The organism is Mucilaginibacter sp., from assembly GCF_028287845.1.
Taxonomy (GTDB): domain Bacteria; phylum Bacteroidota; class Bacteroidia; order Sphingobacteriales; family Sphingobacteriaceae; genus Mucilaginibacter.
Window position 1 is genome coordinate 1 of sequence record NZ_JAQBOW010000116.1, and the last position, 12,981, is coordinate 12,981.

A 12,981-nucleotide genomic window follows, 5' to 3' on the forward strand; every position below is an offset into this window, starting at 1 on the left:
TATACCAGGGCCAAAATATATTACGTTGGGGTCATTAGCTTTGGGCGCATTGGTTTCAATCGGGTTAACAAACAGGTGCAGCGATTTTACCCATTCGCCGTTTATCTCGATGGTAAGGCTTTTGGGCGATGAAACCACGAAAGAGATGGAGCGCCCATGTATAGTAGCATTAATTCCAAAAGATGTAGGTAGTACTTTAACAGAAGTAACCTCTTCAGGAACGGTAACGGTTACTGTTGCCGAACCCAGCATATCAAAATAGGCGAAGGCAGCAGTGTCAAAATATTTATGCGAGTTCTTTATATCGGCTATCCCTTTAAACTGATCGGGCGTGCCATTGGCAGCTATTTTAGCGGTATAAACCGCAACGTTTTTTCCTTCGACCGATATTTTATAGCGTTGGTCTAAAACCTCGCCTGCGGGCGCCGGATAAACTACTATCTTGTCTTTAGGTTTGCCGGTTGCATTAACGTTTAATACAAGCAGCAATAACGCCCCCGTTAACAACGGACTGAAAAATCTTAATTTATTCATAGGTTATAATTTACGCGAAAGGCGATGGAAGTTATAAATGTCGGTAAAAGTGACTAAGTTTATATCGGCCCTTGCAAAAAAAAGCAAAACAAATAAATTTGTAGCCACAATTATAAAACATAAAGAAAGATGAGAAAAACAAGTTCAATTATTATGATCATGTTGTCTGCCTTAATGTTCCAGGCATGCAAAGACAGTAAAAAAGAAAACTCGATAATTGGCATTGATCAAACAGGGTCATTGGTAAGCGAAGACGATGCAAATTTTGCAGTTTCGGCCGCAGACCGTGGCACTACCGAGGTAGAGTTAAGCTTTTTTGCAAAAGACAAGTTGGTTAACAGCAACGTAAAGGGGTTGGCAGCTATGATTTTAAAAGACTATGCAAAAGCCAACGAAGACTTAATGAGCATAGCCGCAGCTAAAAAAATAAACCTGTCACTTAACAGCGACGGGCAAGATGAAAAAGATGAGCTTAACTCAAAAACCGGCAGCGAATTCGATAAGGCTTTTATTGCCAAGTTAGCCGAAGACAATGAAAAAGCGGTTAAGTTATTTGATAATGGTGCAGATGATGTAAAGGATAAAGAGCTAAATGCTTTCGCTGCGAAAACACTGGCCATATTAAAAAAACAGGCAGACGCTATTAAAGCGATGCAGGATAGTATGAAATAAGGTTTTGATGCCTAATTAAGAGTGTTCAGAAGATTAAAAAAGCTGTGGGTCGTGCGATTCCCTCCCTTGGGAGGGTAGGGAGGGGTTAATGAAGCGATTTATAAATCGGCGAAACCCCTCCCTGCCATTTCACAACCAGCCTCACTCCTCCCATTGGGAGGGAACTTAGATTACGAATTCAAATCTTCCGAACACTCCTATGCCTAATCCCAATCGGCAGATTAAGCTCCCCCTCTCAAGAGCAGAATCGCCCTACTCTCTGCTTTTTCCGAACCACTCTGATTCTAAACTCGTTTTTATAAAAGAAAAAGGCTGGCAGTTACTTTTATAAAAAATATTCAGCTAAATTTAGCTAACCATTTATCATGATCTGGATACAGCCCGTAAATCCGCTTAATAACCTAACGCTTTCTGCTTTAGTGGCATTGGTGCCTATACTGGTTGTTTTTTGGGCGCTGGTGGTCAAAAAAACCAAAGGCTATAAAGCCAGTTTAATGGCATGCGCCGTAGCCATATTTATAGCCGTTTTGGTTTATGGCATGCCGGTGAAACTGGCGTTTTTATCAATAGCCAATGGCGCGCTATATGGATTCTTCCCGATTTGCTGGATAGTTATTTCGGCAGTATTTTTATTTAACATCACCGTTAAAAGCGGTCAGTTCGAGATCATTAAACATTTTATGGCCGCCGTCACTCCCGACAGGCGGCTACAAGCCATGCTCATTGCTTTTTCCTTCGGCGCTTTTTTAGAAGGCACTGCAGGTTTTGGCGCGCCTGTAGCTATAACCGCAGCCATGTTGGTGGGGCTGGAGTTTGATGCATTGTATGCCACCGGCCTATGCTTAATTGCCAACACTGTGCCCGTAGCATTTGGCTCGGTAGGTATACCTATAGCGGTTGCTTCGCAAATATCGGGCATTCATGAAATGGAAATATCACAAATGGTGGGCAGAACGCTGCCTATATTGTCGGTATTTACTCCGTTTTACCTGGTGGTATTAATGTGTGGCTTTAAAAGATCTATAGAAGTTTTGCCGGCCATTTTGGTTTCAGGGCTTTCATTTGGCTTGCTGCAATTCTTTACTTCTAATTTTATTGGTCCGGCACTGCCCGATATTATTGCAGGTGTTGGTTCAATTATAGCCTTAATAATTTTCTTAAAATTTTGGAAACCAACAACCATATGGCGCTTCGCCAGTGAAAAGCCTCGCATAGTTACAGTAAAGGATAATTATACCACTACCCAGGTAATTGCTGCATGGTCGCCATTTTTGTTATTAACTATAGTAATATTAACCTGGGGACTACCACCGGTAAAAGAATTTCTGAACAGGTACGGGCAACTGCAATTCAATTTCCCCGGGCTGCATAATAGTATTGCCGATCAAAAGGGTACGTTGTTGCCGCATGTGTTTAAATTTAATTATCTATCGGCAGCGGGCACAGCCGTTTTCTTATCAGCCTTGATAGCCATACCTGTTGTTGGCCTAACCTATAAACAAGGCGCGGCAGTTTTTGCGGACACTTTAAAACAGTTAATGTTCCCAATAATTACTATCATGTCGGTTTTAAGCTTCGCTTATATCGTTAACGATTCGGGTATTACCACAACTATAGCATTATTGTTAGCCACAACCGGTCCGTTATTTCCATTTTTTGCACCGGTACTGGGCTGGCTGGGTGTGTTTATAACCGGGTCTGATACCGCATCAAACGCGTTATTTACAAAATTGCAATATGTAACAGCTACCCAAATTGGGATTTCGCCCGTGGTTACTGTCGCTGCCAATTGTTCGGGCGGTGTGGTTGGTAAAATGATATCGCCACAATCTATAGCGGTAGCCGCGGCTGCCGGTAATTTGGTTGGGAAAGAGTCGGCGCTATTTAGGTTCACCTTAAAGCATAGCTTTTTTATATTGTTGTTTTTATGTTTGCTGGTAATGGGGCAAGCCTATTGGTTTAAATGGATAGTACCGGCAAGCACACCTGTTGCTGCTGTAAATACCGTAGCTTTAAATACAGCGTTGCCCGGCTACACCTGGTTAATTATATTGGCTTTAATTATTGCGATATTTGTCGCATTAATTAAATTAACCGGGCGCAAAGAATCAGCTTAAATAAGATGAAGATAGTAGTACTTGACGGATATACACTTAACCCCGGCGACTTGTCATGGGATGCGCTAAACCAATTAGGCGATGTAGCTATTCATGACCGTACCCCTTATGCCGAAATAGTTGGGCGCTGTGCAGGAGCTACTGTTGTTTTAACCAATAAAACCCCGTTAGACGAAGCCACATTAAATCAATTACCCGATCTGAAATATATTGGCGTACTGGCTACCGGTTACAATATTATTAACACCGAAGTGTGTAAAGAAAACGGGATAATTGTAAGCAATGTGCCCGGTTATAGCACCCCTGCTGTGGCGCAACTGGTTTTTGCTTTTTTACTGGAGCTTTGCCTGCATGTACAAAAACACAGTGACTCGGTAATGGATGGCAGGTGGGCCCGTTCTGTTGATTTTTGTTTTTGGGATTATCCCCTGACAGAGCTTGCCGGTAAAACTTTGGGTATAATTGGGTTTGGAACGATAGGCAAAAAAGTTGCCGATATAGCTACCGCGTTCGATATGAACATTATCGCCACCGGCAGAACACACACCGACCAATCGCACCGCGAAAATTTTAAATGGGTAACCCTGGATGAGCTTTTGCAACTATCGGATATGATTAGTATCCATTGCCCGTTAACGCCTGAAACGCAGGGGTTGATAAACGGGGAAAATTTAAGAAAAATGAAGCCATCGGCATTTTTGATAAACACTTCAAGAGGGCCCATTGTAGTTGATGCCGACTTGGCCGACGCGCTGAATAATGGTGTAATAGCCGGCGCAGGCATTGATGTACTGTCCGTAGAGCCGCCGCTGGCGGATAACCCGCTTTTTAAAGCGATAAATTGCATTATTACCCCACATATTGCCTGGGCCGCTAAAGAGGCACGTGCGCGATTAATGAATACGGTGGTGAGTAATTTACAGGCTTTTATTAATGGCGTGGCTGTTAATGTAGTAAATAGATAACGATATTTTATTAATCTCTGTTATTTCTCTCTATCGCCTGGACACGATGTAAATCGTAATATGTCATTTTTAGCTTCAAAGGCCCCTCGGTATTTTATAACTCGAAATGACAAGAGCTTATTAAATATTTTTCAAAACATATTGTTTTTCAAGTGGTTTAACATAAGAGAAAAAAAATAAACCATGAAAAAACTAAATTTAATTGTAATGATTGCATTGGCCGGGATGATGTTCCAGGCGTGTAACAACAAAAAAAAAGACAGTACCGCTTCTGCGGATAGTGTAAACAAGGTAAAAGACAGTACCACTTCGGGCATGACTGGAATAGCCGTTGACAAAGATGACGCGAAATTTGCTGTTGACGCAGCTAATGGCGGGATGACAGAGGTAGAGCTGAGTAAGCTTGCCGAACAAAAATCAACCAATGCCAAAGTGAAGGATTTTGCCGCTATGATGGTTATGGATCACACAAAAGCGGGGGAGGAATTAAAAGCAGTAGCAAAAACTAAAAACATTACCCTGCCTGATTCAGTTAATGCTGATTCGAAAAAGGCAATTGCTGATCTTTCTAAAAAATCAGTCTCTGATTTCGATAAGGCTTATGTGGATAAAATGGTTTCTGACCATAAAGCCACCGTTGATATGTTTGAAAATGCTTCTAAAAAGCTTAAAGATGCTGATTTGAAAGCTTTTGTTGATAAAACATTGCCCACAATTAAAGGGCATTTAACAAATATTAAGGCTATTCACGATGGTATGAAATAAATTCATTTAAATATATTATTTGCAAAAAACACATAGAAAAGAACGACTTCTATGTGCTTTTTGCAATTATGGCCCTGTTTTTTGAAATGTTTTTATTGCAGGCGTATAACACTGTAAGATAGTGCTTTTGCCTAATAAGATTTTGGAAAAAGATTAAAAAATAAATTTAAAATTTATTCTACCTAGTACATAGGAATTTATACCTTTGTGCACTTGTTACAATCGGACTAAACCAATTCGTTCTTTATGAGAATAATGAGATCAGTTAATTTTAGAGGAGAAGTTTTAGCGAACTTCTCCTTTTTTAACGCTTCTCACTCCTAAAAAACGCAAATTTTTTGTTAAAAGCGCTTGCTTTATTTACAGGTATAGTATTAAAAAACGCATCGTGTAATTTATACAGTTCAATAGGTTTTCGTAAAAAGCCGTTGAAATAGCTGTGGTGTTCATACCCCACTATAATTAAAGCGAAACCTTCAATAAGTATTATTAAAACAAGCTGAACTGCAGGCTCGCTATAGCAGCGCTTGCAGGGTTGCCGGTTCCGCTGATGTGGTAAACAGGCGTTTCAACATATCTTGATGCGATAACAATTTCTGCATCGCGGGCGTGGGTATTAAAAAGATTATGAACCAGTATAGGGTCATTATTGTCTTTTGATAAATGCGATAAAAACAGGTGGCTCATATGCGCTGGCTTATAATCTATAAACAGCGTTAATGCCTGCTTGTTGGATAGGTGGCCTTTGCCACCGCTAATGCGTCGTTTTAAATGGAATGGATAATTGCCGCTTTCTAACATTCCCTCATCATAATTAGCTTCTAAAAAAGCAGCGTGGCATTGTTGAAAATGTAGTATCAGGTTTTCGCATACGGCCCCCAGATCTGTAAAAACACCAACTTTCACATCGCCGCAGGCAATAGTAAAACTATGTGGATGAGCGGCATCATGAAGCTTTGAAAAGGCGGTGATCAATAGTTCACCTATGCGTATGGGTTGGTCGGCAAAGAATGTTGTTACCAGGTTGTCATCTAATCTTAAGCCACCGTGGTGCATAGTAAGAGGGGTTATATAAACCGGCAGCTTATATTTTTTTGAGAGCACGGTAACGCCCCGTATATGGTCAGAATGTTCATGCGATATAAAAACGGCTTTTACCTTGCGCATGGATAGGCCCATGCGCGCCATGCGGGTTTCGGTTTCGCGGCAGGATATGCCAGCGTCAATCAATACCGCCTCATGCTCATTGCCAACGTAATAGCAATTACCATTGCTTCCGGAATTTAACGAGGCTACAAATAAAGACATTACTACAAATTAACCGGTTTTTAATTAAATATTTAAGCTAAAGATTAAATATTTATTGCTAAAATCGCATCTGTCTAGCGGAAATACAATCCTATATTCAAATCAGCTTAGTACATTATAAAATGGATACACCACAAACTTTACCAATACTTGATGCTGCCGAACTCAGGGTTTTGGGCTCATTAATGGAAAAATGCAAAACCACGCCCGATTATTACCCCATGACGCTTAACGGCCTTACCGCCGCGTGCAATCAAAAAACGTCTCGCAAGCCGGTTGTGCAATATGAAGAAGCTATAGTAATGGACGCATTGAGTACGCTAAAAAAACGCGGATTAATATCAACAGCCACAGGAGGCTCTATCCGCTCTGTAAAATATAAGCACAACTTTGCTATTGTGTATCCGCTTATACCGTCAGAATTGGCTGTGCTGTGCCTGCTGATGCTGCGTGGGGCATTAACCCCCGGCGAATTAAATACCAATTCGGGCAGGTTGTATGAATTTGAATCGATAGAAGAAGTGCAGGATGTTTTAGATAAACTTGCCGGCGGGGATATGCCGTATTTGATGCAATTGCCCAAACGCCCCGGGCAAAAAGAAGCACGATACGCTCATTTATTGGCCGGTGTGCCAGATATAAATGAGGATGATGATATGGATGAATTACCGGTTAGGCCCGGCGGCGGCATTGAGGCCCGCCTTTCAAAAGTTGAGCTTGAACTGGCAGAGTTGAAGGAAGCCTTTGATAAGTTGATGAAGGAATTGAGTTAACGCCGATTACTCACCCCGACATCGCTCCGCTTATGGAGGGAAAGAGGGTGCCGGGATTTCGGCATAGAAGAAATACCCTCTTTCCGCCGAAGGCGAAGAGGGTCGCGCACGAAGTGCCGCGGGGCGAGTCAACGGAGCGCGTTCAACCCCCAACAAAAAGGCTATGGATTTAAACCCATAGCCTTCTAATTTAACTTAACCACTATCTTTAATATATAAAGCTACCATCGCCACGGCGCATCATTTGCTGGCCATTACGTGTTGGTGTACCGCTCCATTTTTGCAGGTTAAGGCGCAGGCCCACCATAAAGTAACGGCTTAATGAATTAGACAAGGTATTGGTTACCCCGGTAGAGGTTACTGTTTGTTGTATGTAATTGTTTTGGTGCAGCAAATCATAAACATTAAAGGTTAGTACCAGGTTTCGTTTTGCAAAGAATTCTTTTTCAAAACCGGCATTTAAAATTAATGGATTAGTATTGGCACCGCTAATACCGGTTATAAATTTCTTGGTAGCATCATAGTTGATCTGCCAGGTTTTAAAGAAATACATTTTGCTGGTAAGGCCCAACGAGGTTGTTTGTAATTGCGTTGAATTTGCATTAAACAATGTTGTAAAGGTTCTTGAAATATCATATCCAAAAAACGGATTGATCTCGAAATTTTCACTTGGGTTTATACGCGGACCAAAGCGCTCATCCCACCTCCAGGTTGTTTGACCGTATAATTGATTATTACTCATTGCAGGCGAGAAACTATAAGTTACATTTCCATTTAACGACAGGTTATACCTGCGGTCATCCAGTTGTTTGGCAATGGTGTATCTGCCCACTATTGTTTGGGCGCCATCTAAATTAACATAATATGTTTCTGATATGTTTTTAAACGTGTTTTTAGTTGGGTCCAAAGTGTTTACAGTAAGCGGTACCCGTAATAGCAGCGTGTTTTGAGCTATTGAATTATCAATACTGCTTGCCGTTACACCCAACGAAATATTAAATTTAGAGTTTGCCAAATAATTGTTGTACTGGGCAGTAAGTGTATTGGTAAATGAGGGCCTAAGGTTAGGGTTACCAACCACAATATTATCAGGGTTTGACCGATCTGTAAATGGTTGTATTTGTGTAAAATCAGGTTCCTGGTTGCGCCCGGTATAGTTTAAGGTAAAACGTTCTGTACGAGACCAGCTGTAGGCAAAACGGAAAGCCGGTATTACTCTGAAATCATAACGTGATGTGGACGCGTTTGCGCCCGCTGTATTGTCAAACTTAGTGCCCTTTAAAAGAAACGGTACAGCAGCAGCTCCAATTGACAGGTTAACTTTGGTGCCATTGTAACGATAATCTAAAGTAGCACGTGTATCGGTAACATCATAATTATATATACTGCTATACTTTGAAACCGGCACTATTTGTCCGTTTGCTAATACGGTATCCTGCAGGGAGGCCGTATTATTATTTCTCTCACTCACATTTCCTGCAAACTCTAATTGGGAGACGGGACTTAGGGGCTCAACATAGGTTAACGTAGCGGTATAGGTTGTTGTTGCATTTGTTCTGTGGGTTAATAAGTGTACTAATGAGTCTCTTATTAAAACGTTTTGAGTCGTATCGGCATAATAATGGTAAGCGGTATTTTGTTCGCCATCAGCCTGGGTATTTGCGCGTGTAATGCCTACCTGTAAAGAAATGTTTCTGCGCGGTTTTTTAAATACGTGCAGGTAAAAAGCGGTAAGACCATAATTGCTGCTTGAATTTAAAGTAGAGTTAATACCGTTATTTACTACATGCTCAAAACCTGTAGTATAATGATTGATATTATCACTATTGGTATTGCTTGAGGTTGGCGCATTGCTATAGCTAAAAGTTGGTGTTATTTGCAAGTAATTGGCGCTATCCAGGTTGATATCCATTTCAAACCTAACATTGTGCGATTTTGTGTCTGTTTCTCTTGTACTCTTGTTAACAAAATTGCCTGTGCCTAAGCTTGTATATCTTTGTCCGTAACTATCGCTTAAAGCATTATTATTGTTAAACATATAAGTATAGCTGCCCACCACCTGTACATTTTTGCTCCATTGGTCGCGGTAGTTAAATGATGGCGATCCGGAACGGGTTGTACCACCACTGCCGCCGGTGCCACCACCGCCGGTTGCATTTGCACCAACACCTGTGCCACCGCCGCCGCTATTGGTTGCGCCGCCTTGCAGGCCGGTAGAAGCAACACCAAGCACGGTGTTGCGTAAGTTGCCAATTACACCCAATTGCTGGTTAGCGTCAATACGTTGAACGAACAGCTGGGCGTTATACCGGTCGGCGCTGCCATACTGCCCTATTAAGCGTCCGGTAGTACCTACAGATCTGTCTGCACGGGTAGTAATATTCAATATCTTTTGCGGGTCGCCGTCTTTAACACCGGTCCTTGCGGCCTGGTCGCCGTAATCGTCAACAACCTGTACTTTTTCAACAATGTCTGCAGGTAAATTTTGAATGGCCTGGGCAACATCCCCGCCTGCATAGTCTTTGCCATTTAACTTAGCTTTTACTATCTGCTGGCCCTGATGGGTTAATGTTCCATCGGTTCCAACCTCCATGCCCTCCATTTTTTTCAGCAATTCATCAAGTGTGGCGTTGTCGCGCACTTTATAATCGCTGGCACGATATTCAACCGTGTCTACTTTATAAGTTATGCTGGGGGTGCCATTAATTTTTACTTCATTAAGCTCATTACTTTTGGTTTTAAGCGTAATAGGATCTAAAACTATCCTTTTGGTAATATCGCTGTTTAAGTACTTTTTAACAAAAGGAACTGAGCCAATGCTTTCAACAGTAATATTAAAGGCTGCCAGCTTTACATTTTTCATAATGAATATGCCATCCTCATTAGTTGATGTTCTAATGGTATCCCGCTTTGATTTAAGTGTAACTAAAGCACCAATTAATGTTTGCCCGCTTTCGTCTTTTACAACGCCGCTTACCTCGCGCGAAGTTAACGGAGGGGGCAGCGCCGGTGAAGCCGTTCGCGTTTGCATCTGGGCAAAAAGCCTGCCCGATAATAGTATAAAAACGGCTACGGTAAGTAATCTTTTCATGTGGTAAGTTTATAATCGTATAGAGAGGTTTTATTGGTTTTTTGCTAAAGTATATTTCCCCCAAAAATCGCTGGGGCTTGTCATTTCCTGGAAATTGCCACCACCGCCACCGCGTTGGCCGCCACCACCGCCGCCCGGGCCACCAAACGTTACAATGCGTTGGCCGCCATCGCTACCACCGCCGCCGTTGCCACCTTCGGACATAGCCTGCATCATCGCAGCGGGTATTACAATGCCGTTAACTTTTACGTTGTAGTTCAATTCCTGTCCATCTGATTTTAAGTTAAGCAGTTTAATTGGGATGGCCATTTCATACGTAAAATTGCCCAGGGCATTATAACCAATAGCGGCTTTAATACCATACTCGTTATATATAGAAACAAGCGAATCGGTTATATCTTTAAAGCCGGCAACTTTTATTTCTTTGGCGGCCGCAATAGTGCGCTCATGTGCCGCTTTTATCATTGCCGAATCAACGGGTTGCCCACCCGGTCCGCCTGGGCCACCGCCGGGACCCATGGTAATTGTCATTGATCGCCCGGGCATGCCCGGTGCGCCGCCGCCGGGGCCACGCATGGTTCTTGTTGTACGTTGTATAACCGGATAGGTAAGGCTAAATGCATCTTTTTCTTTTTTCTTTCCGTCGGTGTTTATAGTAAGGGTTATGCCACCGGCTATAATTTTGTTATTGTTAATAGCATCGGTTGATTTTATGGCCAGGTAAATATTTTTATCATCATTTGATAGGGTATAATATAACTTGGTGGCTTTATTATAAGCCTGAAAAGAATCGCCCCATTCTTTAAGTGCCCCATCAATTTTTATTGATGAAGGTGCCCATAGATTAGCAGCCTGCACTTCTTTTAGCTTTTTAGTTTCTTGTGCAAACACAGCTAAGCAAGAAAGCAGTAATAAACTTGTTAAAGAGATTAGCTTTTTCATTTTTTTATTGATTAGGTTTAAAAGAGGTATTAGCCTAAAAGCTAACAGCATACAATTATAGTAACGGATTATTGATGCCGAAAATAAAGTATACCATTAAGTTGATTGTGGCGACCACTTTACCTATTTAAGCGACAAGGTTTTATGGCTAAACTAAAAAAATAGTAATTAATTGGCGAGATAAATTGAAAGGTCAACCGTGAATGAATGATTTTCATTCAGTATATTCAGCTCGTGCTTACCCGGGTGCAAAATAGCCAGTCGTCTTTTTACATTGGCTATACCGATGCCAGAGCTGTTATCTTTTGATACATCCAGGTCACTAACCCCATTAACTACTATAAATCGCATTAAATGGGTTTCTTCATCTATAGCTATAGATATGGCAATAATTGGGTCGGTAACCATACCTGTGCCGTGTTTAAAGGCGTTTTCAACAAACGGTATCAATAGCATTGGCTCTATGGTATACAAATCCGGATCGCCCTTTACGTCGATGTTTACCTTCATGTTGTTGCCAAATCGCAGCATTTGCAGGTTTATATAGCTCCTCAGGTATTCAATTTCTTTACTTAGAAACACCCGGTGATCATCACTTTCATACAGCATATAACGCATTAGTTGTGATAGGTTTACAATGGCCGGTTCCAGATCATCAGATTTTTTACGGGCCAGCGCTACCAGGTTATTCAGGATATTGAACATAAAATGCGGACTTATCTGCGAGCGCAAAAAGGTTAGTTCTGATTTTAAATGGCTGGTTTCCTGTTCTTTTAATAATTGCACACGTCTGCGGTTATCCAGTATCACACGATAACATACACTACATAAAATGGCAACTAAGGGCGATAAAAGCGGAATAATATCTGGTGGTCCGCCAAAACGGCGCACATGTATATTGGGTGATTTTGGAAAATTTTGAGTTTTTGGAAAATGCTGTGACATTGGCCCGCCTTGCGTGCGTAACATGATAAAGCGTGTGTTATGCGGCTCTGATCGCAAAAAATACCAGCATAACCAGTATAAGCCAAGCAATGCAGCAAGCGCCAGTACATACCAGATCACTTTTTTATTAATTAGCGGATACACCAGATAGGTATGGATATAGAACACGCACAGCAATAAAAAATTGGCGGTTATAATATTAATGATCCACCGGCGGTGAGCGCCTTCGGGAAAAAAGTTATTGTTATCGGTACTTGCTAAAAAAGGCAAGATTAATACCAGGAACCATATTACAAAAGGCATGGAGAACAGGAACCAACGATTATTGATCAGTTTTTTCATAGTACAAATAAAATAAGAAATTAGGAGACTGTAACAACTATGAGACTAAACCCTACATTGTTGCGACGAAATGGTACTAACCAGCTTGCTGTTTTATACAAATAACTTAGTATTATTGCATTAACCAACATTAATGAACTGCATAATAATAGACGACGAGCCGCTTGCGCTGGAATTGCTTGAGGATAATATCCACATGGTGGATAGCCTGAATCTGGTAGCCAGCTGCCGGTCGGCTGCGCAGGCCATGCAAGCTATGCAGGAGCAACCGGTGGATCTTATTTTTTGCGATATACAAATGCCAGGCATAAATGGCTTACAATTTGTAAAGAGCCTGGCACAAAAACCATTGATAATTTTTGTTACCGCCTACGACCAGTTTGCACTGGATGGTTTTGAACTGGACGTGGTTGACTATTTGCTTAAACCCGTTGCCTTAGAACGATTTTTAAAGGCTTGCAATAAAGCCACAACAATATTCGAACAATCTAAACGGGTTGCCGAAGCCGATCCCGCGAAGCGGAAAA

At 41.6% G+C, this 12,981-nt stretch carries 10 protein-coding genes and 1 pseudogene; 6 read left to right on the plus strand and 5 right to left on the minus strand.

Going from position 1 to position 12,981, the window contains the following annotated elements:
• Positions 1-534: pseudogene (locus JWP71_RS11905) on the minus strand (hypothetical protein); the annotation flags it as partial.
• Between the two features lie 129 nt (positions 535-663).
• Between JWP71_RS11905 and JWP71_RS11910 the strand changes: the two are divergent.
• The 4 genes from JWP71_RS11910 (at position 664) to JWP71_RS11925 (ending at position 5,053) form a co-directional block, all read left to right on the plus strand.
• Positions 664-1,206 carry a DUF4142 domain-containing protein gene (locus JWP71_RS11910; protein ID WP_299500133.1) on the plus strand — a complete coding sequence of 181 codons (543 nt, stop codon included), beginning with the start codon at positions 664-666 and terminating at the stop codon, positions 1,204-1,206.
• A gap of 365 nt (positions 1,207-1,571) precedes the next feature.
• Complete coding sequence (locus JWP71_RS11915; protein WP_299500135.1) at positions 1,572-3,323, plus strand: lactate permease LctP family transporter; 1,752 nt, start codon at positions 1,572-1,574, stop codon at positions 3,321-3,323.
• 5 nt (positions 3,324-3,328) lie between these two features.
• Entirely contained in the window at positions 3,329-4,288 is a 960-nt protein-coding gene (locus JWP71_RS11920; RefSeq protein ID WP_299500137.1) for a D-2-hydroxyacid dehydrogenase, read from the plus strand.
• 183 nt (positions 4,289-4,471) lie between these two features.
• Positions 4,472-5,053: a DUF4142 domain-containing protein gene (locus tag JWP71_RS11925; protein WP_299500142.1), complete on the plus strand. Its 582-nt coding sequence runs from the start codon at positions 4,472-4,474 to the stop codon at positions 5,051-5,053.
• Positions 5,054-5,542: 489 nt separating this feature from the next.
• Here the strand turns inward: JWP71_RS11925 and JWP71_RS11930 are convergent, their stop codons facing one another.
• Entirely contained in the window at positions 5,543-6,361 is an 819-nt protein-coding gene (locus JWP71_RS11930) for an MBL fold metallo-hydrolase (protein ID WP_299500147.1), read from the minus strand.
• Between the two features lie 122 nt (positions 6,362-6,483).
• Between JWP71_RS11930 and JWP71_RS11935 the strand changes: the two genes are divergently transcribed.
• A complete protein-coding gene (locus JWP71_RS11935) occupies positions 6,484-7,134 on the plus strand; it encodes a YceH family protein (protein WP_299500150.1) in 651 nt (216 codons plus the stop codon).
• Between the two features lie 208 nt (positions 7,135-7,342).
• Here the strand turns inward: JWP71_RS11935 and JWP71_RS11940 are convergent, their stop codons facing one another.
• From JWP71_RS11940 to JWP71_RS11950, 3 genes are all read right to left on the minus strand, one after another.
• The gene (locus tag JWP71_RS11940) at positions 7,343-10,225 is read right to left on the minus strand and encodes an outer membrane beta-barrel protein (protein WP_299500153.1); all 2,883 of its coding nucleotides are present in this window, start codon (positions 10,223-10,225) and stop codon (positions 7,343-7,345) included.
• A 30-nt stretch (positions 10,226-10,255) separates the two neighbouring features.
• The gene (locus tag JWP71_RS11945; RefSeq protein WP_299500156.1) at positions 10,256-11,167 is read right to left on the minus strand and encodes a hypothetical protein; all 912 of its coding nucleotides are present in this window, start codon (positions 11,165-11,167) and stop codon (positions 10,256-10,258) included.
• A 168-nt stretch (positions 11,168-11,335) separates the two neighbouring features.
• Positions 11,336-12,454 (minus strand): histidine kinase, encoded by a 1,119-nt coding sequence (locus JWP71_RS11950; RefSeq protein ID WP_299500159.1) that lies wholly within the window; start codon positions 12,452-12,454, stop codon positions 11,336-11,338.
• 133 nt (positions 12,455-12,587) lie between these two features.
• On the opposite strand from JWP71_RS11950, the gene JWP71_RS11955 reads away from it, so the two are divergent.
• On the plus strand, positions 12,588-12,981 hold a 394-nt coding region (locus tag JWP71_RS11955), incomplete at its 3' end, for a response regulator (RefSeq protein WP_299500163.1).

Coding starts and splice junctions, on each gene's coding strand:
- JWP71_RS11910 (WP_299500133.1), top strand. CDS start 664: ATGAGAAAAACAAGTTCAATTATTATGATCATGTTGTCTGCCTTAATG.
- JWP71_RS11915 (WP_299500135.1), top strand. CDS start 1,572: ATGATCTGGATACAGCCCGTAAATCCGCTTAATAACCTAACGCTTTCT.
- JWP71_RS11920 (WP_299500137.1), top strand. CDS start 3,329: ATGAAGATAGTAGTACTTGACGGATATACACTTAACCCCGGCGACTTG.
- JWP71_RS11925 (WP_299500142.1), top strand. CDS start 4,472: ATGAAAAAACTAAATTTAATTGTAATGATTGCATTGGCCGGGATGATG.
- JWP71_RS11930 (WP_299500147.1), bottom strand. CDS start 6,361: ATGTCTTTATTTGTAGCCTCGTTAAATTCCGGAAGCAATGGTAATTGC.
- JWP71_RS11935 (WP_299500150.1), top strand. CDS start 6,484: ATGGATACACCACAAACTTTACCAATACTTGATGCTGCCGAACTCAGG.
- JWP71_RS11940 (WP_299500153.1), bottom strand. CDS start 10,225: ATGAAAAGATTACTTACCGTAGCCGTTTTTATACTATTATCGGGCAGG.
- JWP71_RS11945 (WP_299500156.1), bottom strand. CDS start 11,167: ATGAAAAAGCTAATCTCTTTAACAAGTTTATTACTGCTTTCTTGCTTA.
- JWP71_RS11950 (WP_299500159.1), bottom strand. CDS start 12,454: ATGAAAAAACTGATCAATAATCGTTGGTTCCTGTTCTCCATGCCTTTT.